Source organism: Streptomyces sp. MMG1533, assembly GCF_001279775.1.
Classification (GTDB): domain Bacteria; phylum Actinomycetota; class Actinomycetes; order Streptomycetales; family Streptomycetaceae; genus Streptomyces.
Genome location: NZ_LGDG01000255.1, coordinates 1 through 25,962 on the forward strand (window position 1 = coordinate 1; position 25,962 = coordinate 25,962).

Consider the following 25,962-nt stretch of genomic DNA (forward strand, 5'->3'; position numbering starts at 1 on the left):
CGATTCGAGTGCGGGTTCGGGGGATTCGGATGCGGGGGAAGCGGGTGCGGGTTCGAGTTCGGGGGATCCGGGTGCGGGGGATCCGGCTGCGGGTTCGGGTTCGGGTTCGGGAGATTCGGGTGCGCGTGGTTCGGGCTTCGGATCAGGCGGCCGTACGGCCTTCCCCAGCCGCGCCGTCCCGACGTCCTCCGCCAACTCCCTGAGCCCAGAGGCGTCCTGTTCGCCCTCCCCGGAGGGCCCCGGCACCGGCCACCCCTCCGCCACCGCCTCCAGCACCGCGGCGACCTCCGCAGCGCCCGGACGCCGCTCGGGGTCCTTCTCCAGCAGCCGTACGACGAGCGGCCCGAGCGGTCCGGCCTGCTTCGGCTCGGGGGTGTCGGCGGCGAGGATCGCGGCGAGGGTGGACTCCAGAGTCGTACGGCGGAAGGGGGACCAGCCCTCCACGGCGGCGTACAGCAGCACACCCAGGGACCACAGGTCGGAGGCGGGGCCGGCGGCGCCCCGGCCGGACATCCGCTCGGGCGCGATGAACTCCAGCGAGCCGACGAACTCCCCGCTGACGGTGAGGGATTCCTCGCCCTGGATGTGCGCGATGCCGAAGTCGGTGAGAACCACCCGGCGGTGCGGGCCGAGCAGGACGTTCGCGGGCTTGACGTCCCGGTGCACGATGCCGACGGAGTGCGCGGCGCGCAGGGCGCCGAGAACGGCGAGGCCGATACGGGCGGACTCGGCGGGTTCGACGGGCCCGCGCTGCAGCACTTCGTGCAGCGACTCGCCACGGACCAGCTCCATGACGATCCAGGGCAGTCCGTCCTCTTCCTCCACCACGACGTCATGGATGGAGACGGCGGAGGGATGGTCGACGCGGGCGGCGGCGCGAGCCTCGCGGTAGAGGCGGTGCGCGGCCCGCTGGTGGCTCTCGCTCTCGGGGTCCCAGGGCAACCGCGGTTGCTTGACGGCGACCTCCCGCTCGACCAGCTCGTCATGGGCCCGCCATACGGTGCCCATCCCGCCGGACCCGATCCGCTCGACCAGCCGGTAACGCCCGCCGACTATCCGGCCCTTGCCGCCTCCGGAGCCACCGTCGTTGCTCATGCCCCATGAGTACCGTGCGGGGCGGCTGCTTGTCGACGCGGCCCAGCCAGGCGCGGTGGGCGACGGGACTCACCGTGGGGCACGTCACCTCCCTCACCCTTCGCCCGCGGCGTTCCGGAACGCAATATGAGCGCAAACGCCGGACAAGTCGGGTGCCCCTCGTACGTGCTCCCCATCGTGTTCCGATCAAGGCGTTTCAACGCCTGAACACCGGACACTCATGGGTGGCACATGGTATCTTCACAACTCCTTTCGGCACCTTCCCCAGAGCAAACCGGGGCCGCGCAACGACAGTTGGGGCCGTCCATGAAGCCGGGGCGTGCCCCGTTCTGCCATGGAGAGCGTGACGATGGCCGACCCCACTGTTTCGGTGATCATCGCTGCCTACAACGCGATGCCTCATCTGACCCGCTGCATCACGTCCGTCGCCGAACAGACCATCGGCCGGGACGTGCTGGAGGTCATCGTCGTCCGCGACGGATCGACCGACGACACGGCGAAGGAACTCGACCGGCTGTCCGAGCTCCACCCGGGGCTGCTGCGGATGGTCCACCAGGAGAACTCCGGCGGCCCGTCGGCCCCTCGCAACAAGGGGCTCGACCACGCCCGGGGAGAGTACGTCCTCTTCCTCGACGCCGACGACGGCCACCTGGGGCCGGAGGCCCTGGAGCGCATGGTCGCGATGGCCGAGGAGAACGGCACGGACATCGTCCTGGGGAAGACGGTCGGCATCGGGGGGCGTGCGGCGCCCAAGTCGATGTTCCGGAAGAACCAGCCGAAGACGGATGTGTTCTCCTCTCGGGTGTACTGGACGCTCAACCCGATGAAGCTGATCCGCCGGAGCCTGGTGGAGCGGCTCGGACTGCGGTTCGCGACGGATCTGCGGTACGGCGAGGACCAGTTGTTCATGGGTCCGGCCTACATCAACGCGTCGGGCATATCCGTAGTCGCCGACTACGACTGCATCTACTGGGTCAGCCGCGACGACGGCAGCACGGCGACCGCGGACATGGAGTCCCGCGTGAAGTTCATCCCGCGCGTGGCCGACATGCTCCTCGAGAACGTGCCGCCCGGACCCGGCCGCGACCACCTGGCCCACCGGCACCTGACCGTCGAAGTGGGGTTCTTCCTCGAGCACCTGGTGCACGAGCCGCGCCCGGAACAGGAGAAGTTCCTCGCCCTCCTCGCCGAGGTGACCGCCTCCCTGTGGCACGAGGGGATGAACGATCACCTGTCGGCGGCGGCCCGGCTGCGACTGCATCTCGTACGGCACCGGATGCTGGACGAGGTGCTCGAACTGGTCCGCTTCCAGGAGAAGTCGGCGGCGAGCAACCTCTCGACACCGCTCCTCGTCGAGAACGGCCGCGCCTACGCCCGCTACCCCTTCCTCCGCGACCCCGCCCGCGCCGTCCCGGACAGCTGCTACGACGTCACGGACACGCTGAGCATCCGCCACCACGTCGGCCGGGCCGAACTGCGCGGCAGCACCCTGCGCCTGACGGGCCACGCCTACCTCCACGGCGTGGAGACCGAGGACGTCACCACCGAACTCGTCCTGCGCGAGCGCGACAGCAAGCAGGAGTTCCGGCTGCCCGTCACGCACACCGCGACGCCGGGCCTCGGTGCCGGTGAGGATGCGGGACGCCTCTCCTACGACCACGCCGGGTTCGACGCGAAGGTCGACACCGCCACCGCCCCCGACGGCATCCCGCTGACCGACGGCCTGTGGGACATCTCCCTCGCCGTCGGCGCCCAGGGCCTGTCGCGCGAGGTCCGCATCGGCAGCAAGCGGGCCGGCACCGTCTCCGCGGCGGCCCGCACCCGCGTCGTGGCCACGGCCGGTCGCCTCCGCGCGGTCACCCTCTACACCACCAAGCCGTACGGCAACCTCACACTCGACCTCGGCGAGCAGAAGCACAAGGTGACCTCGTGCCTGCGCCTCGACCCGGTCCGCTGGTCGGCGAGCTTCCCCACCGAACTGGTGATCAGCGGGCAGAGCAGGTTCGACGCGTACCCCGACGGCGACCTGACCGTCGCGCTCACCAGCGACACGGGTGTGACGGCCACCTTTCCCGCGGTACGCGCCCCGCACTCCGACCTCTTCACCGCCCGCGTCCAGGTCCCCGACCTGCCCCCCGGCCTGTGGACCGGCCAACTCCACCTGGCCGACTGGTCGGTGCCCCTTCCGGCCCTGCCGAAGAACTCCCCCACGGCCAAGTGGCGCCGCCGCGGCCTGCCCTGGTACGCGAAGCCGTCGCCGGGTGCGGACGAGCGGTTCGCGTTGCGGGTGGAGAAGACGGCGCTGGTGAAGGCGGTCACCGGCAAGCTGCGATGACGCGTGCGGCGGCGCGTCCTTGCCGGTGCGGCGGTGCGGCGGTGCGGTCCTCGTTCGGGCGGCACGGCACACCACTGGGCCGTGCCGCCCGACCGGCTTGGGCGTCAGACGTCGCTTCCGCCCAGTCTCAACATGGCGAGCTGCGTGCCGCTGACCACACCAGCGTACGTGTGGATCTCGTCGACCTCTCCTGCGAGGTGCTCCGTGCCGCCGTCCGCGGTGAGGGTGCGGCCGATCTGGAGGGCACCTGCCGGCGTCCAGGTGTCGGCGCCCGCCACGCTCGCGGTGTCGGCGGCGTACACGTCACCGACGTAGAGCCGCAGTTCGTCGGTCTTCTCGTCGTAGACCACGGCGAGGAACTGGTCGCCCGCGGGGGCGTTCAGATCGACGGGTGCGCTGACCGTCGTGGTCGGCGCGTCGGCCCGGTCCTCGTGGGCCACCACGGCCCGCCAGGTCTGCGAGGCCGCGACGTAGCTGAGAGTGAGCAGGTCGGTGTGCTCGCCCGGCTGGGACAGCACCGTCATGTCACGGGTGGCGGAGTCCTCGTCGAGGCGCACATGGGCGGCCACCGAGAAGCCGGCGTCGGTCGGGGTGACCGCGGTGGGCGTGGTGGCGTAGTCGCCGTCGCCGTCGAGGAGCAGGTCGCCGTTGCCCACCAGGGGGTACGCCGGCGTGCAGTCGGGGTCCCAGGTGCAGTCGTCGTCGACCGCGTAGACCGACGCGTCGCCCGCCAGGGTGAGCGGTGCGCCGCCCGCGTACGCCGGGCTCTTGCCGTCGGCCGCCGTCTCCAGGTCCCAGTAGCCCAGGCGCTGGGCGGCGCGATTCGCCGTGGCCGTGATCTCCCCGGGCACGAACACGCGGTCCCAGACGTTCACATCGGTGAGCAGCCCCTGCCAGTGGCCGCCGTGCCCGTCGGCGCCGAGGCGGAGCGTTCCGGCGCCGCCCGCCGCGACGGCGTCCTCGGCCGTGCCCGTGAGCACTCCGTCGACGTACAGCTTGGCCGTGTCCCGCTCGGCGTCGTACACACCGACGAGGTGCGCCCATTCGCCCGGCTCCGGGGCGCCGCCGCTGAGGCGGACCGTGCCGCCGTCCGCGGTCGGGAGCGTGAAGGACCAGACGGGGTCGCCCGTCGAGCCGTCCACCGTGCCCAGTGAGAAGCCCGCCTGGCTCACGGCGGTGGAACCGGCCGAGAGCTCGTCCGGCCGCACCCAGGCGTCGACCGAGAAGTTCTGCGCGGAGTCCACCGACGGGTCGAGGGCCGCGTACGCCTCCTCCGTGCCGTCGAAGGCGGCGGCCGAGGCGATGCCGGTGCCGGACGGGCCGGAGGCGCCGAGGGTGACGCCGGGTCCGGTGACCGCGCCGGACTGGTCGTCCGGGTCCCAGTGGGCCACGGCCGCGCGGCCGTCCTGGACCCGGACGTAGTGGGTCGTCCTGGCACTGACGTTGCCCGCGGCGTCGATCGCCTGGACCTGAAGGTAGGTGGGCCCCTCCTTCTCCGGCATCCAGCGCAGCGACACCGGGGCGCCGGGCTCGGGCGCCGTGAGGGTCTGCGGCAGGCCGCCGAGCCACTCGTAGCGGTAGGTCACCACGTCGTCGGACGCAGAGTCGATCAGGAACGTTCCGTAACTGCCCACTCCGTCGTGCCAGTTGTCGTCGTCCGGATACTCCTGCGACGTGACGACCGGAGCCTGCGGCGCCTCGTCGTCGGCCGCGGCGGCCGCACCGGCCGGCCCGGCGACGCCGAGTCCCACGGCGGCGCACACCATCGCGGCGCGCGCCCACACGTACTGGTTCAAGGTTCCCCCCAAGATTGGTCCCAGAGGAGAATGACCTTAACCGCCGCCACTGACAAGGGAATTGAGCTGCGTGACGGCTGCGCCTCAGAGCTTGTCGATCTCCAGGTTCGCGATCGCCGTCCTGGCCACCTCGCGCCCGCGCTCCGTGAAGTCGCCCTTGCCCGGGTAGCTGACGGAGAGCTTGTACATGTCACCGGCGGCGGTCTTGTAGTAGAAGATCCGCAGCTCGCGGGGGCGGGGGTTCTGGGTGTCGGTCGTGTCGTAGACGACCTTGTTCTCCGCGGCCTTCTTGCCCTGGTACGTCGTCTGCTCGGGCGTGGTCTTCGGCCCTTCGGGCATCTCGAGTTCGTAGCTGCCGCTCTCCTTGAACTCGGCGTCGTCGTCGTACATCTCGGCGGCCGCGGAGTCCGCGATGGTGTTGCTCGGGTCCTCGGCCTTCTTGTCGAGCCTGAGGCCGATGTAGATGGCACCGCTCTGGTCGGTGTACGTGACCCAGTGGCCCTTGTCGGTCTTCCGGTCGGGCCCGGACTCCTTGTACCCCTTGGGCACCGCCAGGGTCGCCGCGACGTCCTGGGCGGCAACCGTCTTCCAGCCGTCCGGCAGCGGCCCCGCGAACGGATCCGCGATCAGTACGTACGCCGCCACCGCCGCCGCGACGACCGCCGCGCCGAGGCCGAGCAGGGTCTTGCGGCCGAGGCGGATGCCGCCCGCCGTCGCGGGACCGCCGGTGACCTGGACGACCTGGGTGGGAGCGGCGGCCGGCGGGTTCGCGGTGCGTTCCAGCAGGTCGCGGACCTGGGCGGCGTTCGGCCGGCGGGCCGGGTCCTTCTGGAGCAGGCCGTTGATGGCCTCGGCGAGCGGACCCTGCGCCGAGGCGGGCGGCGCGGGTGCCGCGTTGAGGACGGACTGAAGGGTCGCCGGGGTGTTGCTGCGGCGGAACGGGGAGACGCCCTCCGTCGCCGCGTACAGGACCACGCCGAGGGACCACAGGTCGCTGGCCGGACCGGGGCGCTGGCCCAACACCCGCTCCGGCGCGATGTATTCGGGCGAACCGACGAAGCCCCCGGTGTCGGTCAGGTTGGTCTCGCCCTCGATCTGGGCGATGCCGAAGTCGGTGAGGACGACCCGGTCGTGCCGGCCGAGCAGGACGTTGTCCGGCTTGACGTCACGGTGCAGGATGCCGGCGGCGTGCGCGGCCTCCAGCGCGCCCAGCACTTCGAGGCCGATTCTCGCCGCGTCGCGGGCCCCGAGGGTGCCCTCCTGCAACGCGTCGCCCAGCGACCGGCCCTGCACCAGCTCCATCACGATCCACGGCTGGCCGTCCACGACCGCCACGTCGTGCACGTTCACGACAGCGGGGTGGTCGAGCCGGGCCGCGGCGCGGGCCTCCCTGCGCATGCGCTCGAAGGCGTTGGCTCGTTCGCGTTCGGGAAGGTGGTCCGGGATCCGCGGCTCCTTGACGGCGACCTCGCGGTCCACCGTCTCGTCCTTGGCCCGCCACACCGTGCCCATGCCGCCGTGCCCGAGCTTGGCGAGCAGCCGGTAACGACCGCCGATCAGCCGACCGGCGCCGGGATCCTGGACGGCCTGGGGCTGCGGCGGAACGACCTGAGTGGGCGCCGCGTAAGGGTTGTTGGGCTGCGGCACCGCCGCGCGCGGTTCCGGCGGTTGCAGACCGAAACTCGTTGGCTCGTCGGACCCGTAAGGGGCTCCCCCGTTGCTGCTCATGGGTCCATCCATATCGCGCCAGGTGCTTCCGCTTCCACCTCTGGCGCTTTCCGGTCACAGACCCGTGACTCAGGTTGTTACTTATCTCCCCTTTACCCCGTATTTCGTCCGGTGTTTCGTCCGGCGTCTCATCCGGTGTCTCATCCGGTGTTTCGTGCGGCGTCTCATCCGGTGTTTCGTCCGGTGGTGCCGGAGACAGAGGCGGGGACAGAGGTGGAGAGGCTGGGCGAGGGGGACGCACTCGGATGCGTCGCGCTGCTCGGCGTGCGAGGCGTGTCCCGCGTGCCGGAAGCGGTCTCCGGCGCCGAACTCGTGGGCACCACACCCCCGCCGCCGTCCCGGTCCATGAGCAGCGCCGCCGCGGACACGCCCGCTCCCGCCATCGCGGTGACCAGGAACGCGGTGACCAGAACGCTGCGCATGGAGTACCCGTGCCGCTCCCCCGCGCCCAGTCCTTCCGGCGTACGGCCCGTGTCCAGGAAGTCCCGCAGCATCCGCTCCGCCGCCCCCGCGTCGAGCCGCCGCCCGGGATCGCGTTCGAGCAGGCCCCGTACGACGGGCAGGATCGGCGCGGCCTGCGCGGGCGGCCGAATCTCCGCGGAGACGACCGCGTGCAGGATGCCGCCCAACGAGTCGCGCCGGAAGGGCGATTCGCCGCTCAGGGCGGTGCACAGCAGCGCGCCCAGCGACCACAGGTCGGACGCGGGCCCGGTCCCCGCCCCGGACATCCGCTCGGGCGCGGTGTACTCGGGCGAGCCGACGAACGACCCGGTCTCGGTGAGCGTGCTGGCACCGGCGACCTGGGCGACACCGAAGTCGGTGAGGACGACACGGCCGCGGCCCTCCTCCAACAGGACGTTCGCCGGCTTGATGTCACGGTGCAGAACCCCCGCCGCGTGCGCGGAGCGCAGCGCGCCCAGCAGCGCGATGCCGATCCTGGCGGCCTCCGCGACGTCGACCGGGCCGCGCTCCGCGATCCGGTCGGCGAGCGAGCCGCCGTCGATCAACTCCATGACGATGTATGGGCGTTCGTCGTCCTCGACCACGTCGTGGACGACGATGACGTGCGGGTGGCCCAGCTGCGCGACCGCACGCGCCTCGCGCAGGGTGCGTTCACGCTGCCGACGGGCCTCGTCCGCGGAGAGCGTGTCGTCCAGGGGGAGTTCCTTGACCGCCACCTGCCGGCCGAGCAGCCGGTCGGTCGCCCGCCAGACGACCCCCATGCCCCCGCGCCCGAGCCGCTCCTCGAGCCGGTAGCGGCCCGCGATCACACGGACGTTGTCCCCCTCGGTCCCCATGCGCCTCATGATGCCGCACCGGACGGATCCCTTCCGGGTCGGCGACCGGCCATTCCCCGTCGGGCACAAGCCAGGCGTGCGTCAGCCGCTCCCCGGCCGCCACCCCTGCAGCACCGCCGTGAACTGCTTGCGTGTCTTCGCCCAGCTCTTGGCCGGCGACGACATGTAGATGGCGTACTCGACGCCGTCCCGGGCCAGGTACGTCTCGTCGATGGCCCGGCGCGGCCCGGGGAACGGCGAGTCCTTGGCCTGCGCGGTCCACGTGTACTCCCACAGGGAGCCGTCGCGGTCGCGGTAGACGTTCTTCTCCAGCCTCACCCGGTAGTAGTCGGCCAGCCCATCGACCTGCTCCTCCAGGTCGATCTGGTGCAGGTGCGGGTCGCTGAAGTCCGGCGATGCGTCGACGGCGATACGGACGAAGTGCTCGCCGCCGTCGGGTGAGTAGTCGATCTGCTGGATGCCGTCCTTGTTGCTGAAGACCGACCGCTTCCAGCCCTTGGGCAGGGAGAGGCTGAACCCCGCGGGATCGTCGACGGGCACCCAGTTGTCCGGAACGGAGCTCGGCGGAGAGGCCGTGCCCGTGTCGCCGGTGTCCGTGGGGCCGGGCGCGGCGGACGTCCCGGCGCCGGACTCCTGCTGCCGCCCCTCATCCCATCGCTGCACGACCACGGCCGTACTCCCGCCGATGATCGCGGCGAGGGCGACGATGAGCGCGAGGGTGCGCAGCCGGCGGCGCTTGGGCGACGGCCGGGCGGCGGGGTGCGCCGGGCCGCCGACGACCGTCGGACCGGCCGCAGGAGGGTACGGCGTGCCGGTCGAAGCGGGGTACGGCGTGCCGGTGACCGGTGTGCTTGCCCCACCGTGCGCCCCGGTGGGGGCGCCGGTGTGGCCCCCCGTGCCGTACCCGTATCCCTGCCCCGCCCCCACGTGCTGCGTCTGAACGTACAGCTGCGCCGCGCTCGGCCGCCGCCCCTCCGCCGCCTCGGCGAGCATCTGCTCGGCCTCGGCCGCGCCGGGTCGTACGGCCGGGTCCTTGTGCAGCAGCGCGGTGATGACGGGCCCGAGCGGGCCGGCGTACCGCGCCTCGGTGGGCTCCTCGTCGACGACCGCCTGCATGGTGGTCAGGGGCGTGGTGCGGCGGAACGGCGACCTGCCCTCGACCGCCGTGTACAGCGTGGCGCCGAGCGCCCACAGGTCGGAGGAGGCACCCGGGTCGTGGCCGCGGATCCGCTCGGGGGCGAGGTAGTCGACCGAGCCGACGATCTCTCCCGTACGGGTGATGGCGGTGTCGCCCTCCACCTGCGCGATGCCGAAGTCGGTGAGCAGGACGCGGCCGTCCCGGCCGAGCAGGACGTTGCCGGGCTTCACGTCGCGGTGCAGGACGCCGGCGGAGTGCGCGGCGCGCAGCGCCCGCAGCACCCACAGTCCGATACGGGCGGCCTCCCGCGGTTCGACCCGGCCCTGTTCCTTGACCGCGTCGGCCAGCGAGTGGCCCTCGACCAGCTCCATCACGATCCAGGGCCGGCCGTCGTGGTCGAGCACGTCGTGCACGGTGACGACGGCGGAGTGGTTGATCCGGGCGGCCGCGCGCGCCTCCGCCCGGGTGCGGGCGAGGAGGACGGTCCGGTCGCTCTCGGACACGTAGAGCGCGGCGGTCAGCTCCTTGATCGCGACGGTCCTGTGCAGCACCTCGTCGTGGGCACGCCAAACCTGGCCCATGCCGCCCTTGCCTATCGGGTCGGCGAGCCGGTAGCGCCCCGCTAGGAGCTGGCCCTGCATCTGATTCACGTTGCCCCGCAATTGCTCTTGACAGGGTCAGACTAAGGACCGGCCCGCGCCTAAAGGAACCTGGGGGGCGTCACGGTGACCGCACTGTGACGGTTGTCGCTTCGGGAGACGAAAGTAAACCAACGGGCAAACGGAGACGTCCCCTCCGCCTCACGTGCTCCGGTTCAGCCGGTGGCCTGATACGTCTGTGCCGCCTGCTCGTAGAGCCGTGTCACCTCGTCCCGCTCAGCCTCCGGGCCGCGTACCTGCACCACGTGGTACTTCCCGTCGACCAGCATCGCGAGATTGCGCACGAACAGCTCACGCCCGTCGTCGCCGGTCCAGGTGAACTGCCCCTCGGCCATGGTCCGCCCGCCCACCTGGATCGTCTTCAGCCCGGTCGCGGTGGCCCAGCTGGAGTCCCGGTACGGCTGCAGCTCGGCCTCCTTCTCCCGCTGGTACACCATGGGATCGCTGCCGTCCTCGGCCGCGCTGTCCCGCCCAGGCACGACGATCAGCTCGAAGTTCCCGTGCGCGTACACGACCTGCCCGCGACCGTTCTCCGCCGTGCGCTCCCAGCCGTCGGCGACGGCGACCCGGAAGCCCGCCGTGTCCTTGCGCAGGGTGAAGCCGTCGGCGACCTCGGGCCCGTCGGTCTGCGTCTGCGTGGAACCGGCGGACGTCGAGGGACTGCCCTCGGACGACCCGGGCGAGGTCTGGTCGGGCCGCGGCTCGCTGCTCGCCTCCGGTGACTGCTCGGGTGCCTGGCTCGCCTCACCGGCGGACCCGGTCCGGTCCCCGGCGCCCTGGTCGTTCGGGTCCGCCTTCGGCATGAAGTACATGGCGTACGCGATCGCCCCGGCCAGCACGAGCAGGATCAGCAGAAGCAGGGTCCGCCCGAGCCTCCGCGGCGAACGGGCCTCCTCCCGTGCCCGCTTGTGCCGCCCGTGCGCACTCGTCGCGGGCAGCCCGGCGCGCCGCCTGCGCACCAGCTCGCCCCGACGGCGTACGACAGGCAGCCGGCTGGTGTCGGCGGGCGGCGCGGCGACGACGTGCGCGCCGGCCTCCGGCTCGGGCGCCGAACGCACCAACGAACGCAGCCAGCCGCGCAGCTCCTCGAAGTCCAGCCGCTCGGTCGGGTCCTGCCGCAGCAGCGACTCGACGACGGGCCTGAGCGGCCCGCACTCCTCGGCGAACGCGGGCGGCTCCGCACACACCAACTGCACCAGCTCGGCCGTCGACTCCTCCGGATACGGCGCATGCCCCTGTACCGCCCTGAACAGCAACGCCCCGAGCGCCCACAGGTCGGTCTGCGGCCCGATCGGCGCCGCCAACTGCCAGTTCTCATGCACGGGTCCGGCCTGCTCCGGCGCCCACCGCTCCGTCACCGGCCCCACCACGGCCATCCGCGCCTGCCGAGCCCGCTCAGCAGCCAACGCGGTGGCCGGCCCCCGCCGCAGGGGCGCGCCGGCGGCCGGATCGCCCCAACGGCCGGGCGGCGGAGCAGACGCACCGGGCAGCGGCGGAGTGGCGGCACCGGGCAGCGCGGGAGCGGGCGAGCCGTGAGAGCCCGGGGCCGGGACGCCGTAGGCCGACGGGGCCGGGACACCATGTGCGGTCACGCCACGACCCGCGGACGGAACACCCCCGGCGGGCGACGCGCCGACGCCGGGCGTCGCACCGGGCGACGCCGCGATCCCGCCGACCCCGCCACGAGGCGCGGCCCCATGCCAGGACGAGGCACTCACCCCATAGGGGTCGGCTATCTGGCCCGGCGCAACGCCCCCGGCCGGATCCTGCCCGCCGTTCGGCGCGGGGTACGGCGGCTGCTGGGCACCGTCGGCGGCGGGGTAGGTGGACGGCGGCGACTGCCCACCGTTCGCCGCGGGATACGGCGGCTGCTGGGCACCGTTGGCCGTGGGATACGGCGGCTCCGCCGAGCCGTTGGCGTGTGCTGCCGGGTCACCCTCGGGCGCGGGGCGAGCTCCGGGCAGTGCCGCCCGCCCGCTCTGCTGAGCCTCCTGGACCCGGGCAGCGGCCCGAGCCCCCGCGCGATACGCGGCGATCGCCCCGGCTCGCGCCGCCCTGACGTCCGTACCGCCGTCGGCGTCCCTGCGGGCGACCGCGGCCGAGGTTCCCGCCCCGTTCGCGTTCCCCGGCTCCGCTGCGGGAACCGGCAGTCCTCCGGCCTCCCGCGCCTCGATGGCGGCCCGCCGAGCAGCCTCGGGGTCGACACCACCGAAGCCACCGCTGCCACTGCCACTGCCACTGCCACCAGCAGCTCGATGGACACCAACGGCACCGCTGGAGCCATGCGCACCACCGGGCCCCGCAGCCACACCGGCTCCGCCGACTCCACGGGGCCGACCGGCATTACCGGCACCACCGCCACGACCAGGTTCGCCTACACCGCCGATGCCCCCGGCGGTCCCGGCACCGCCCACACGTCCAAATCCACCCGTGCCCCCAGGCCCACCAGCCGCCGGTGGCCCACCTGACCCACCAGGGCCCCCGGGCCCCGCCCCGTCACCGAACTCCCCGCCCCCGGCTCCCCATTCGGCCGCCTCGGCCGGCACCGGGTCGTACCCGCACAGCGCTTCCTCCGCCGCGCCGACCGCGAGCCCGGTCAGCATCACGCGGCCGTCGTCGCAGACGAGCACCGTGCGGGCGGTGATGTTCCGGTGCACCCAGCCGTGCGCGTGCAGCACCCGCAGCGCCATGAGGACGTCGGAGGCGACCTCGGCCGCCCGGTACGGCGTGAGCGGCTTCTCCGCGAGCAGCGCCGCCAGCGGCCGCGCGGGCACCAACTCGCTGACTATCCACAGCGAACCGCCGTCGGCGAACACGTCGAAGACCTGGTCGAGCCGAGGGTGATCGGGAATCCGGGCCGCCGCCTGCGCGGCCTCGACGGCCCGCCGCACGGCCGGATCAGCCGGCCGCCGCGCCGCCGCACCCGCCGGAGCACGCCGCGCCCCCCGCTCCCGGGCCGCCCGCGGTTCCCGCGCCGTGAACCCGTCCGGCAGCCCTTCCGCGTCGAGCACCTCAGCCTCGACGACCTCGGGCAACGGCACCTGCCTGACCAGGACTTCCTGCCCGCTGTAGGTGTCGAAGGCGCGGGTCTCGGTGAGTTCGTACTCGTCGGAGGGCGGCAGCGGCAGGCGGTAGCGGTCGGCGAGTACCCGTCCCGCATAGTCGTCCACGTTGCCTCCCCCGGCCGCCCGGTTGGTCAATTCCGTTCGCCTCGCGGCCCGTTCTGTGTGCATACCTGGATGCGTACGGTCCGCAAGCACTCACGATACGTGCCGGAGGCAACTCGCAAAGAGGGGATGCCAGATCTCACGCCTCAAACAGAAAACCGAACAAGGTGTCGATCACACCTCGCGTCGCCTTACGACTTCGGTTCGAACGTGTCCGCCAGCGTCTTCCACGTGTCCTTGCGCAGCGTGCTGTCCCACTTCGCGTCTTTCGCCGTGTACATCAGGGCATATCCGAGATGGCTGTTGACGACGAAGCCGCGGTCGATCGTCCGGTACTTCGTGCCGCCCTCCGAGTAGGTGAACTCCCAGTCGGCCGTGTTCCAGCTGCGGTAGTCCACCTTCTCTATGCGGATCCTCTTGTACTGAGAGCGCGTCATGTAGCTCTCCTGGCTCTCCCAGTCCGCCACGGGGTCGCCCTTCGGCGTGGAGGTCCAGGCCACGAGCAGCTTCTGCCCGTCGGGCCCGGCGAAACGGTCTCCCGCCGCCCCCGTCGACTGGTACTTCCACCCTTCGGGCAGCCCTATCGAGTACCCCTGGCTCCCCTTGTACGTCGTCTCCGCCGCGTTGCCGTCACCGGAACCGGAAGAGCCGTCGTCCGAGCCACTGCCGCCGGACGCACTCGCGTCGGCGCTCGGCGTGTTCCCGGACCCCGAACCCGTTGCCGCGGACTCGGTCGCCGAGCCGTCCGTACGCGTACCGCCGCTCTCGTCCTCCTTGGTGTCGGCACTCGCGCTCGCACTGGCCGACACCTTGCTGCCACCGCTCTTGGCCCCGTCCGAGCCCCCGTCGTCACCGAAGGTGAGGGCCAGCACGGTGCCGATCACGGCGAGCGCCACGACCACCGCGATGATCACCAGCGTCCGCCGCGGCACCACATCGGTGAGCGGCGCCCTCGGCACGGGCCGCGGCGGAAGATCCGGTGGCGTCATCACGGGCCACCCGGAACTACGCCCGTCCGTCGACGCGTTGGCACCCGCGCCTCCCGCGGCCGCAGCGGTTCCCTGTGCACCCGCACCCCGGTCACGAGGCCCGGGCACCCCGGCGGAAGCCGGGCCCGATCCCGCGGCCCCACTCGACGCGGCCTTCCCCGAGACGCCGGCCCTACCGGCACCCGACGCACCCGTACCGCCCCCGGCCCCGGAGTCCGCGGTACGGCCACCCGCTCCGGATCCCGACGTACCCGACGCACCACCACCGGATCCAGAGGCAGCCGTACCGCTGCCACCCGAGCCCGAAGTGGCCGTACCCTCACCGGACTTGGTCCGGGACGCGGCCGCGGAAGAAGCCGCGGCACCCGCCGCACCGGCGGCCTTCCGCACGGACCGCAAGGCCCCGCGCAACCGCTCGCCGGCCTCCTCGCCCCGCTTGCCCCGGTCCGCCCGCTCATCGGGCTGCGGGGGCAGCGGCACGACCTTCGTCGCGTCCGGCTCCGGCTCCGGCTCGGACTTCTTCGGCTCGGGCGCGTGGATCACGGCGTTGAGCATCGCCCGCGCGCCCGCGACGTCGAGCCGCTTGGCGGGATCCTTGTTGAGCAGGCCGTAGATGACGTCCTTCAGCGGCCCGGCGTTCTTCGGCTCCTCCAGTGGCTCGGTCATCACCGCGGTCAGGGTCGCGATCGCCGACCCCTTGTCGTACGGCGGCGCTCCCTCGACCGACGCGTACAGCAGCCCGCCCAGCGACCAGAGGTCGGCCGCCGGTCCCGGCTTGTGCCCGCGGGCCCGCTCCGGGGAGATGTAGGAGGGCGCGCCGACGAGCATGCCGGTCGAGGTGATGGACGGGTCGCCCTCGACCTGGGCGATGCCGAAGTCGGTGAGCACGACCCGGCCGTCCTCGGAGATCAGCACGTTCGACGGCTTCACGTCACGGTGCAGGATGCCCTCGCGGTGCGCGGACCGCAGCACGTCGAGGATCGCCAGACCGACCTCCGCCGCGCGCCCGGGCTCCAGGAGACCGTCCTCCCGGATGACCTCGGCGAGCGACTTGCCCTCGACGAGCTCCATCACGATCCACGGCCGGTCGTCCTCGTCGACCACGTCGAAGACCGTCACCGCGCTGTTGTTGCGGATCCGCGCGATCGCCTTGGCCTCGCGCAGCGTGCGCGTGATCAGCCGCCGCTTCTCGTCCTCGTCGATGTTGGACGGGAACCGCAGTTCCTTGACGGCCACCGTCCGGCCCAGGGTCTCGTCCTCGGCACGCCACACCGTGCCCATGCCGCCGCGACCGAGTACACCTCCCAGCCGGTACCGCCCTGCGAGGAGACGCTCGTGGTTGTCCTGACGAGTCTCCTGACGGGATGTCCCCGCCCGCTCCGCCTCCGACATGCGTCCCCTCATACAACCCGCCCTGACAGAGCCTCCATTGTCCCTCACCCGACAAGTGCCTGACGCCCAGGGTGCCCCTGACGGCACCGGCAGCCCTCCGCACGGGGTCCCGGTGAAGCTCCTGTTCCGCCGCCCTGCATGATGGGCTCCGACGAGGGAGGACCCGCTTGATGCCACCGCTTCGGACGCTGTCGGCCGTGGCCGTGTGCCTGGCGCTCCTCGCCCTGGCCCCGGCCGCTTCCTCGGCACCCACCGTCCCGCCCACGGACGGGGTCCTTCCGCTGCTGGTCAAACGGGGTGGCACCCCGGCCGCGGCCCTGCTGGCCCGCGAGGAAACCGGCACCCGGTATGTCCAGAGCGGTCAGGGCATCGCCCGTGCCGAGCACTTCCGCGCCGGCAGCATCACGAAGACCTTCATCGCGACGGTCGTCCTGCAGCTGGCCGCCGAACACCGCCTGAAACTGTCCGACACCGTGGAGCAGCACCTGCCCGGCCTGGTGCGGGGAGCCGGCAACGACGGCCGCGCGCTGACCCTGCGCGCCCTGCTCACCCACACCAGCGGCCTGTACGACTTCACCGCGGACACCGGCGGCGACGTCCCCGTCACCCCTCTTCAAGCCGTGCGCATCGCACTCACCCACCCCCTGGCCGACCCCGGCCGCTTCTCCTACTCGAACACCAACTACGTCCTGCTCGGCATGGTCGTCGAGCAGGTCACCGGCCACTCGTACGCCACCGAGGCCGAGCGCCGCGTCATCGCTCCGCTGGGTCTGACGGGCACCTCCTTCCCCGGCTCCCGCACGACTCTCCCCTCCCCGCACGGCCGCGCCTACGCGGCCGACGGAACCGACGTCACCGAACTCGACCCGCGGGTGGCCGGCGCCGCGGGCGAGCTGGTGACCACGCTCGCCGACCTGGACCGCTTCTACGCCGCCCTGCTCGGCGGCCGGCTCCTGCCCCCGCGCCGGCTGCGCGAGATGCTCGACACCCGCACCGCACACGGCTCGTACGGCATGGGTCTGTTCCCGGTGAAGCTGCCGTGCGGCACGACGGTGTGGGGGCACAACGGCCGCATCACCGGCAGCTACGTGCGCACCGCAGCCACGGTGGGCGGCCGCCGCGTCCTCACATTCCGCGTGAACACGACGGCGATTGCAGATCCCGGCCTCGAACCCCGGTTGCTCGCCGCCGAGTTCTGCCCCCGCACCTCGTAGAACGGCCGGGTTTCGAACGAAGATCCCGGCTCGCGACACTCGTTCGAGTGACGTTCGGCCACCTGCCGCCGACGCTCGGCCACCCCACCCGGAAAGCCGGAAGCCCGAGGCCGGAAGCCGGAAGCCGGAAGCCGGAAAGCCCTACAACGGCACGATGTCCGGCGCACCCAACCGCGCCGCGTCCGCCGTCAGGTCATCCGGCTGCCGCTGCGACTCCCGCTCCGCCTCCACCCGCTTCTCGTAGTGCTCGACCTCGCGCTCGATGTGGTCCTTGTCCCAGCCGAGCACCGGCGCCATCAGCTCGGCGGCCTCGCGAGCGCTGCGGGTGCCCCGGTCGAAGGTCTCGATGGAGATGCGGGTGCGCCGGGTCAGCACGTCGTCCAGATGCCGCGCCCCTTCGTGCGAGGCGGCGTACACGATCTCGGCGCGCAGATAGTCGTCGGCCGCCTGCAGGGGCTCGCCGAGCGAGGTGTCCGAGGCGATGAGGTCGAGCACCTCCTCGGCCATCGCGCCGTACCGGTTCAGCAGGTGTTCCACGCGCACCACGTGCAGGCCGGTCCGCGCGGCGATCCGCGCTCGCGCGTTCCACAACGCCCGATATCCCTCGGCGCCGAGAAGCGGGACGTCCTCGGTGACACACTCGGCGACCCGCGTGTCGAGTCCGTGCACCGCCTCGTCCACCGCGTCCTTGGCCATCACCCGGTACGTCGTGTACTTGCCGCCGGCCACCACGACGAGCCCCGGCGCCGGATGCGCCACGGTGTGCTCGCGCGACAGCTTGCTGGTGGCGTCCGACTCGCCGGCCAGCAGGGGCCTCAGGCCCGCGTACACACCCTGGACGTCGTCCCTGGTCAGCGGTACCGAGAGCACCGAGTTGACGCGCTCGAGGAGATAGTCGATGTCGGCGCTGGACGCCGCCGGGTGCGCCTTGTCGAGGTCCCAGTCGGTGTCCGTCGTACCGATGATCCAATGGCGGCCCCACGGGATGACGAACAGAACGGACTTCTCGGTGCGCAGGATCAGGCCGCTCGACGAGGTGATCCGGTCCTTGGGCACGACGAGGTGGATGCCCTTGGACGCCCGGACGTGGAACTGCCCGCGCTCGCCCACCATCGCCTGGGTGTCGTCGGTCCACACACCGGTCGCGTTCACGATCTGCTTGGCGCGGACCTCGTACTCCCCGCCCGCCTCGACGTCCTGCACCCGGGCGCCGACCACGCGCTCGCCCTCGCGCAGAAAGCCGGTCACCCGCGCGCGGTTGGCGACCTTCGCCCCGTACGCAGCCGACGTACGCACCAAAGTCGCCACGAAGCGGGCGTCGTCCATCTGGGCGTCGTAGTACTGCAACGCCCCCACCAGCGCGTCCTTCTTCAAGGCGGGCGCCACCCGCAGGGCGTGACGGCGGCTCAGGTGCCGGTGCAGGGGCAGACCCCGGCCGCGCCCTCGAGCCATCGACATGCCGTCATAGAGGGCGACACCCGACCCGGCGTACAGGCGCTCCCAGCCCCTGTGCTGAAGCGGGTACAGGAACGGCACCGGCTTCACCAGATGCGGCGCCAGTCGCTCCAGCAGCAGGCCCCGCTCCTTCAGCGCCTCGCGCACGAGGGCGAAGTCGAGCATCTCGAGATAACGCAGACCGCCGTGGATCAGCTTGCTGGACCTGCTCGACGTGCCCGACGCCCAGTCACGCGCCTCGACCAGGCCCACGGACAGGCCACGGGTCACGGCGTCGAGCGCGGTGCCCGCGCCGACCACTCCCGCGCCCACCACCAGCACGTCCAACTCACGCTCGGCCATTGATGCGAGTGACTCGGCGCGTTGCGCCGGGCCCAGTGTCGCTGTCCTCACCGCTGCCTCCCGCTGTCGGTCGTGGCGGTTCACCCCTGAGGAGTGGCCCGGTTCGTATCCCCCATGCCCAAATTCTGACCGGCTTGCCCAAGTCCAGCCACCAGTGGCCCCCAGCCTGTGGACAACTTTCACGGACGCACGGAACAACGCTCACGGACCAACACAAAGACACACGTAATCAATCCCGTAAATCGGTCATATTTACTCCTAGTCTGACATTGCGCTCGCCCATCCTGTCCACAGGGCTTGCGCACCTGTCCCGCTTCGGTTACTGGGAAGGACGGCCCACGCCATGCCCGCAGATCTCGCCGTCATCGGACTCGGCCCCTACGGACTGCCCCTGGCCCAGGCCGCCGTCGCCGCCGGCATCCCCACGCTCGGCTACCGCACCGGCCCCGAGCCGGGTTCCCTCAGCCCCGCCGAACTGCGCCGGATGCTCTCGGGGGGCTTCCGGCCGACCAGCTCCCCCGCCGAACTCGGCCGGGTGCGCACCGCGGTCATCTGCGCCCCCACCCCACGGGGCGCGGACGGCGGGCTCGACCTCGGCCAGGTGGAGGCGGCCGCCCGCACCCTGGCGGCACACCTGCGCCCGCACACCACGGTCATCCTGGAGTCACCCGTCCAGCCGGGCACCACGGAGGACTTCCTGCGCCCCCTCCTCGAAGAGGGCTCCGGGCTGCGCGCGGGCCGCGACTTCCACCTCGCCTACTCCCCCAGCCGTGTCGACCCGGGCAATCGCGACTTCACCCCCGCCGGCACCCCCAAGGTGATCGGCGGCCTCAGCCCCGCCTGCACCGAGTCCGCCGCCGCCTTCTACGGCCGTCTCACCGACAAGGTGGTACGCGCGCGTGGACTACGCGAAGCGGAGACCGTGCAGCTCCTGGAGACGAACTACCGGCACGTCAACATCGCCCTCGTCAACGAAATGGCCGTCCTGTGCCACGACTTGGGCGTCGACCTCTGGGACGTCATCCGCTGCGCGGAGACCAAGCCGTTCGGCTTCCAGGCCTTCCGGCCCGGCCCCGGCGTCGGCGGCCACGCAGTCCCCCAGGACCTGACCGGTCACGCCGGCCGCACCCTGCGCATGGTCGAACTCGCCCAGCAGGTCAACCACCAGATGCCGCGTTACGTCATCCAGCGCGCCGCCACCCTCCTCAACGAGCACGGCAAGTCCGCGCGCGGCGCCCGCGTCCTCCTCCTCGGCGTCACCTACAAGCCCGACCTCGCCGACCAGCAGTCCGCCCCCGCCCAGGAGATCGCGACCCGCCTGATGGAGCTCGGCGCCTCCGTCAGCTACCACGACCCGCACATCCCGTCCTGGAACGTCCTGGGCCGCCCGGTCCCCCGCGCGGACTCCCTCTACGAGGCCGCTGCCGACGCCGACCTCACGATCCTCCTCCAGAACCACCGCACGTACGACCTCCAGGGCCTGTCGGTGAAGGCCCAGCTGCTGCTGGACACGCGGGGGGCCACGCCTACGGGGGCGGCGCATCGGTTGTGAAGGGGGGCGCGCGGTACGGCACCGGGCTCCTGAGCTGGTGGCGCGGGGCTCTCTCGCATCGGTAACGTACGAGAGCGGAGCCCGTCGACCCGGCGGCGGGGTCCCAAATCCGGTGCCGCGCCGCTCCATGGCGGATCCGGTACCGTACAAAAGGCGGAGCCCACCGCAGCGGGTACTGCGGCAGGCTCCTGACGGGTTACGGGTGTCCGCCCCCATTCTGGTTGGGGGCGGCCGCTCACCGTCCGTGAATCCGCAAGATCCACCTCCTCCGGTACTTCACCATCCGCAGACGGATCCGGTCCCAGCGGGTGGGCTTGCGGTGGCGACCCATAGGCGCCCCCTTCCACGACGCCACCCATTGACCCGGTAGGCGGCACGTTGGAACTCGGGCCGGGCCCCGAGGGCCGGGGTCCGGAACCTTGTCCTTGGAAGGGGGCACCCCACAGAACTGGGGCGCCGACGAGAACGCTACCGCCGCGACCCCGCTGACCAGCCCGAATTCACCCCGAAGGCAACCGTGCGCCCGCACCCCGCGTCACGCGCCCCCGCAGGCCCCCCGGACACGCAAAGGGACCGGTCACCTCACCCAGGTGAGACAACCGGCCCCTTCACGTACAACGGGGACTACGGAAACGGACTACGGGGACTACGCGAACTACCGCCGATGCACCGAGTCCGCCACCGTCACCTCGACGCGCTGGAACTCCTTCAGCTCGCTGTACCCGGTCGTGGCCATCGCCCGCCGCAGCGCCCCGAAGAAGTTCATCGAGCCGTCCGGCGTGTGGGACGGGCCGGTGAGGACCTCCTCGATGGTGCCGACCGTGCCGAGGTCGACCTTCTTGCCGCGCGGCAGCTCCTCGTTGACGGCCTCCATGCCCCAGTGGTGGCCCTTGCCGGGCGCGTCCGTGGCGCGGGCCAGCGGCGAGCCCATCATCACCGCGTCGGCGCCGCAGGCGATCGCCTTGGGCAGGTCGCCGGACCAGCCGACGCCGCCGTCGGCGATCACGTGCACGTACCGGCCGCCGGACTCGTCCATGTAGTCACGGCGGGCAGCCGCCACGTCGGCGACGGCCGTCGCCATCGGGACCTGGATGCCGAGCACATTGCGCGTGGTGTGCGCCGCGCCGCCGCCGAAGCCGACCAGGACGCCGGCCGCGCCGGTGCGCATCAGGTGCAGGGCCGCGGTGTACGTGGCGCAGCCGCCGACGATCACCGGGACGTCGAGCTCGTAGATGAACTGCTTCAGGTTCAGCGGCTCGTGCGAGCCGGAGACGTGCTCCGCCGAGACCGTCGTACCGCGGATGACGAAGATGTCGACGCCCGCGTCCACGACCGCCTTGGAGAACTGGGCGGTGCGCTGCGGGGAGAGCGCGGCGGCGGTGACCACGCCCGAGTCGCGCACCTCCTTGAGGCGCTGCCCGATCAGCTCCTCCTTGATGGGAGCGGCGTAGATCTCCTGGAGGCGGCGGGTCGCGTTGTCCACGTCCAGCTGGGCGATCTCGTCCAGCAGCGGCTGCGGGTCCTCGTGCCGCGTCCACAGGCCCTCGAGGTTCAGCACGCCGAGGCCGCCGAGCTCGCCGATGCGGATCGCGGTGGCCGGGGAGACGACCGAGTCCATGGGGGCGGCCAAGAAGGGCAGCTCGAAACGGTAGGCGTCGATCTGCCAGGCGATCGAGACCTCCTTCGGGTCCCGCGTACGGCGGCTGGGGACGACGGCGATGTCGTCGAAGGCGTACGCCCGGCGGCCGCGCTTGCCGCGCCCGATCTCGATCTCAGTCACGTGTGTGGCCTTTCCCTGATGCGTTTCAGCGTCTTCCAGTATCGCCGACGGGCACGACAAGGGCGGCCCCGGATGCTCCGGGGCCGCCCTCGGTACGTCTCACGCGCGCGTGGCCGTCACTTGCTACGGCTGTAGTTCGGTGCCTCGACCGTCATCTGGATGTCGTGCGGGTGGCTCTCCTTGAGGCCCGCCGAGGTGATCCGGACGAACCGGCCGTTGTCCTGGAGGTCGGGGACGGTCCGGCCGCCGACGTAGAACATCGACTGCCGCAGGCCGCCGACCAGCTGGTGGACGACCGAGGAGAGGGGGCCGCGGTAGGGCACCTGGCCCTCGATGCCCTCGGGGACGAGCTGCTCGTCGGAGGCGACACCCTCCTGGAAGTAGCGGTCCTTGGAGAAGGACTTGCGGTCGCCGCGGGACTGCATGGCGCCCAGGGAGCCCATGCCGCGGTACGACTTGAACTGCTTGCCGTTGATGAACATCAGCTCGCCCGGCGACTCCTCGCAGCCCGCGAGCAGCGAGCCGAGCATCACCGTGTCGGCACCCGCGACCAGGGCCTTGGCGATGTCGCCGGAGTACTGGAGGCCGCCGTCGCCGATGACCGGGACACCGGCCTCCTTGGCGGCCAGCGAAGCCTCGTAGATGGCGGTGACCTGGGGGACGCCGATGCCGGCGACCACCCGGGTCGTACAGATGGAGCCGGGGCCGACGCCGACCTTGATGCCGTCGACACCGGCGTCGATGAGGGCCTTGGCGCCGTCACGGGTGGCGATGTTGCCGCCGATGACGTCGACGCCCGAGGAGTTCGACTTGATCTTGGCGACCATGTCGCCGACCAGGCGGGAGTGGCCGTGCGCGGTGTCGACGACGATGAAGTCGACGCCCGCCTCGATCAGGGCCTGGGCACGCTCGAAGGCGTCACCGGCCACGCCGACCGCGGCGCCGACGAGGAGACGGCCCTCGCCGTCCTTCGCTGCGTGCGGGTACTTCTCCGCCTTGACGAAGTCCTTGACCGTGATCAGACCCTTGAGGACGCCCTCGTCGTCGACCAGCGGAAGCTTCTCGATCTTGTGCTTGCGCAGCAGCTCCATGGCCTCGACGCCGGAGATGCCGACCTTGCCGGTGACCAGCGGCATCGGCGTCATGACCTCACGGACCCGGCGGGTGCGGTCGGTCTCGAAGGCCATGTCACGGTTGGTGACGATGCCGAGCAGCTTCTTGCCCGGGTCGGTGACCGGCACGCCGCTGATGCGGAACTTCGCGCACAGCGCGTCGGCCTCGGCGAGCGTGGCGTCCGGGTGGACCGTGATCGGGTCGGCCACCATGCCGGACTCGGAGCGCTTCACCAGGTCGACCTGGTTGGCCTGGTCCTCGATGGAGAGGTTGCGGTGCAGAACGCCGACGCCGCCCTGGCGGGCCATCGCGATCGCCATGCGCGACTCGGTGACCTTGTCCATGGCGGCGGACAGGAGCGGGATGTTGACCCGCACGTTCTTGGAGACGTACGAGGCGGTGTCGATCTCGTCGGGTGCCATGTCCGACGGGCCCGGCAGCAGCAGCACGTCGTCGTAGGTCAGCCCGAGTGTCGCGAATTTTCCGGGCACTCCGTCGACGTTGGCAGTCATGACACCTTCCCCAAATGGCCTTGATCGGTGCGGATGTCCATGCTAACGGGAAGCGCAGCTCCCGAATTCCACGGTTCCGGGTGACTCCGGGCTTCGTAGGTTCGTACGGAATCCGGCGGACGCCTGTTCATGTCCGGCGGACGCCCGTTCATCCGGGGCGGCGCCCGGGGGAGCGCTACTGCTCGGCCAGCGCCCGCAGCCTGCTCAGTGCCCGGTGCTGGGCCACCCGGACCGCTCCGGGTGACATTCCCAACATCTGGCCGGTCTCCTCGGCCGTGAGACCCACCGCGATCCGCAGCAGCAGCAGCTCCCGCTGGTTCTCGGGCAGGTTGGCCAGGAGCTTCTTCGCCCATTCGGCGTCGCTGCTGAGCAACGCCCGCTCCTCCGGGCCGAGCGAGTCGTCCGGCCGTTCCGGCATCTCGTCCGAGGGGACGGCCGTCGAGCCGGGGTGCCGCATCGCCGCCCGCTGCAGGTCGGCGACCTTGTGCGCGGCGATGGCGAAGACGAACGCCTCGAAGGGGCGGCCGGTGTCCCGGTAGCGCGGCAGGGCGAGGAGCACCGCCACGCAGACCTCCTGGGCGAGGTCCTCGACGAAGTGCCGGGCGTCGCCCGGAAGACGGGACAGACGGGTGCGGCAGTAGCGCAGCGCCAGGGGGTGGACATGGGCGAGCAGGTCGTGTGTGGCCTGCTCATCCCCGTCGACGGCGCGATGCACGAGCCCGCCGATCGCCCCTGGGGCAGTGCCCGCCTCGTCGTCGCGCATCGGTCCATGGTGCCTTGGCGGCCTCCGATGCGTGGCATCGCCCTGGTCGTTGTGCACCGAAGCGTTATGAGCAGGTGCGCCGGAACTCATCCCTTGCGCCCTCCCCTCCCGCTCGATCGACTCGTCCCCGAGGAACTCCACACCCTCAAGGATGCGGCATCCGCGGCGAAACGAGCAGCGGGCACCCGGCGGGCCCTTTTGCCACCCCCGCCCACCTTGCGGTAGGCGGGGATTTCCGTACCCCCGCTACAACCCACGCGTAGGACCTAGCGCACCAGGCCCCATCGGAACCCGAGCGCCACGGCGTGCGCGCGGTCCGAGGCGCCGAGCTTCTTGAACAGCCGTCGGGCGTGCGTTTTGACGGTGTCCTCCGAGAGGAACAGCTCACGGCCGATCTCGGCGTTCGAGCGGCCGTGGCTCATGCCTTCGAGGACCTGGATCTCGCGCGCGGTGAGCGTCGGCGCGGCGCCCATCTCCGCGGAGCGCAGCCGGCGCGGGGCCAGCCGCCAGGTCGGGTCGGCGAGGGCCTGCGTGACGGTGGCGCGCAGTTCGGCGCGCGAGGCGTCCTTGTGCAGGTAGCCGCGGGCGCCGGCGGCGACCGCGAGCGCCACGCCGTCGAGGTCCTCGGCGACGGTGAGCATGATGATGCGCGCACCGGGATCGGCGGACAGCAGCCGCCGGACGGTCTCGACGCCGCCCAGACCGGGCATGCGTACGTCCATCAGAATCAGGTCCGAGCGGTCGGCGCCCCAGCGGCGGAGGACTTCCTCGCCGTTGGCCGCGGTCGTCACGCGCTCCACGCCGGGCACGGTCGCGACCGCGCGGCGGAGCGCCTCTCGGGCAAGCGGGGAGTCGTCGCAGACGAGGACGGATGTCATGGCCGCCCTCCGCAGCTGATGCACGTCACCTTGAGCCTCCAGGCTGGTACGAAATCGTCACCTGTGCGGTCGACCGTCTCGGACGCCTGCCCGAGCCCTTGTTGTTTCAACCGCCTCCGCACTCTCAACGACGGTCACTCGAAAGAGTTACGGGGCCGTGTGCCATCTTCGGCACTCTACGTGAGGGCGCGGACACGGTGCAGACATGCGTGGCGGACCCACAACGTTTCATCACAAGCCATGCCCCATTCAGACCCTTTTCTTCCCATTTCACGGTGTCTGAGGCTAGATTCGCAATGAGTCATATTTTCATCTCCTTAGATCGTAGATGTACGGTCGTGGACACCGTATCCGCCCAGAACGGCTACAAGGGGTCACGCAATGGCAGATTTCTCCCGCCTTCCCGGACCGAACGCGGACCTGTGGGACTGGCAGCTCCTGGCCGCCTGTCGCGGGGTGGACAGCTCGCTCTTCTTTCATCCGGAGGGCGAGCGCGGTGCGGCCCGGAGTGCTCGCGAGAACTCGGCCAAGGAGGTCTGCATGAGGTGCCCGGTCCGCGCACAGTGCGCGGCGCACGCGCTGGCGGTGAGAGAGCCGTACGGCGTCTGGGGCGGACTGACCGAGGACGAGCGCGAAGAGCTCATGGGGCGGGCGCGCCACCGGCTGGTGTCGGCGTCGGCGGCCACCGGGGACGGCCCATCGGGCAACTGAACTGAAGGAACGTTTCTTCTAAATGGGCACGCGCACGCGTGCCCC

At 71.6% G+C, this 25,962-nt stretch carries 16 protein-coding genes; 4 read left to right on the forward strand and 12 right to left on the reverse strand.

Annotated features, from left to right (window positions below; genetic code table 11):
• Positions 1-1,095 (reverse strand): serine/threonine-protein kinase (locus ADK57_RS37090; protein ID WP_159050213.1); only part of this gene is annotated, 1,095 nt, incomplete at its 3' end.
• Positions 1,096-1,444: 349 nt separating this feature from the next.
• Here ADK57_RS37090 and ADK57_RS37095 point away from each other — a divergent pair.
• Positions 1,445-3,430 carry a glycosyltransferase family 2 protein gene (locus ADK57_RS37095; RefSeq protein ID WP_078973550.1) on the forward strand — a complete coding sequence of 662 codons (1,986 nt, stop codon included), beginning with the start codon at positions 1,445-1,447 and terminating at the stop codon, positions 3,428-3,430.
• A gap of 104 nt (positions 3,431-3,534) precedes the next feature.
• Here ADK57_RS37095 and ADK57_RS37100 read toward each other — a convergent pair whose 3' ends face one another.
• The 6 genes from ADK57_RS37100 to ADK57_RS37125 all read right to left on the reverse strand — a co-directional run bounded on the left by ADK57_RS37100 (position 3,535) and on the right by ADK57_RS37125 (position 15,597).
• Positions 3,535-5,226, reverse strand: coding sequence for a LamG domain-containing protein (locus ADK57_RS37100; protein ID WP_053754080.1), 1,692 nt, complete (start codon positions 5,224-5,226; stop codon positions 3,535-3,537).
• Between the two features lie 84 nt (positions 5,227-5,310).
• A complete protein-coding gene (locus tag ADK57_RS37105; RefSeq protein ID WP_078973548.1) occupies positions 5,311-6,954 on the reverse strand; it encodes a serine/threonine-protein kinase in 1,644 nt (547 codons plus the stop codon).
• A gap of 164 nt (positions 6,955-7,118) precedes the next feature.
• Entirely contained in the window at positions 7,119-8,252 is a 1,134-nt protein-coding gene (locus ADK57_RS37110) for a serine/threonine-protein kinase (RefSeq protein ID WP_053754082.1), read from the reverse strand.
• Positions 8,253-8,333: 81 nt separating this feature from the next.
• On the reverse strand, positions 8,334-10,031 hold the full coding sequence (locus tag ADK57_RS37115; protein ID WP_053754083.1) for a serine/threonine-protein kinase: 1,698 nt from the start codon (positions 10,029-10,031) through the stop codon (positions 8,334-8,336).
• Positions 10,032-10,204: 173 nt separating this feature from the next.
• A complete protein-coding gene (locus tag ADK57_RS37120; RefSeq protein WP_234390529.1) occupies positions 10,205-13,219 on the reverse strand; it encodes a protein kinase in 3,015 nt (1,004 codons plus the stop codon).
• A gap of 188 nt (positions 13,220-13,407) precedes the next feature.
• Positions 13,408-15,597 (reverse strand): serine/threonine-protein kinase, encoded by a 2,190-nt coding sequence (locus ADK57_RS37125; RefSeq protein ID WP_053754085.1) that lies wholly within the window; start codon positions 15,595-15,597, stop codon positions 13,408-13,410.
• Between the two features lie 170 nt (positions 15,598-15,767).
• Between ADK57_RS37125 and ADK57_RS37130 the strand changes: the two genes are divergently transcribed.
• Positions 15,768-16,811, forward strand: coding sequence for a serine hydrolase domain-containing protein (locus tag ADK57_RS37130; protein ID WP_053754086.1), 1,044 nt, complete (start codon positions 15,768-15,770; stop codon positions 16,809-16,811).
• 141 nt (positions 16,812-16,952) lie between these two features.
• Here the strand turns inward: ADK57_RS37130 and ADK57_RS37135 are convergent, their stop codons facing one another.
• The gene (locus ADK57_RS37135; RefSeq protein ID WP_078973549.1) at positions 16,953-18,659 is read right to left on the reverse strand and encodes a glycerol-3-phosphate dehydrogenase/oxidase; all 1,707 of its coding nucleotides are present in this window, start codon (positions 18,657-18,659) and stop codon (positions 16,953-16,955) included.
• Positions 18,660-18,951: 292 nt separating this feature from the next.
• On the opposite strand from ADK57_RS37135, the gene ADK57_RS37140 reads away from it, so the two are divergent.
• Positions 18,952-20,160, forward strand: a complete 1,209-nt coding sequence (locus ADK57_RS37140) for a nucleotide sugar dehydrogenase (RefSeq protein ID WP_053754088.1) — start codon at positions 18,952-18,954, stop codon at positions 20,158-20,160.
• A 655-nt stretch (positions 20,161-20,815) separates the two neighbouring features.
• Here the strand turns inward: ADK57_RS37140 and ADK57_RS37145 are convergent.
• The 4 genes from ADK57_RS37145 to ADK57_RS37160 form a co-directional block, all read right to left on the reverse strand.
• Positions 20,816-21,940 carry a GuaB3 family IMP dehydrogenase-related protein gene (locus tag ADK57_RS37145; protein ID WP_053754089.1) on the reverse strand — a complete coding sequence of 375 codons (1,125 nt, stop codon included), beginning with the start codon at positions 21,938-21,940 and terminating at the stop codon, positions 20,816-20,818.
• A gap of 116 nt (positions 21,941-22,056) precedes the next feature.
• Complete coding sequence (guaB, locus tag ADK57_RS37150) at positions 22,057-23,565, reverse strand: IMP dehydrogenase (protein WP_053754090.1); 1,509 nt, start codon at positions 23,563-23,565, stop codon at positions 22,057-22,059.
• Positions 23,566-23,740: 175 nt separating this feature from the next.
• A complete protein-coding gene (locus ADK57_RS37155) occupies positions 23,741-24,328 on the reverse strand; it encodes a sigma-70 family RNA polymerase sigma factor (protein ID WP_053754091.1) in 588 nt (195 codons plus the stop codon).
• 266 nt (positions 24,329-24,594) lie between these two features.
• Positions 24,595-25,206 (reverse strand): response regulator transcription factor, encoded by a 612-nt coding sequence (locus tag ADK57_RS37160; protein ID WP_003948568.1) that lies wholly within the window; start codon positions 25,204-25,206, stop codon positions 24,595-24,597.
• A gap of 381 nt (positions 25,207-25,587) precedes the next feature.
• Between ADK57_RS37160 and ADK57_RS37165 the strand changes: the two genes are divergently transcribed.
• Entirely contained in the window at positions 25,588-25,917 is a 330-nt protein-coding gene (locus tag ADK57_RS37165) for a WhiB family transcriptional regulator (RefSeq protein WP_053754092.1), read from the forward strand.
• The last annotated feature ends 45 nt before the right edge of the window (positions 25,918-25,962 follow it).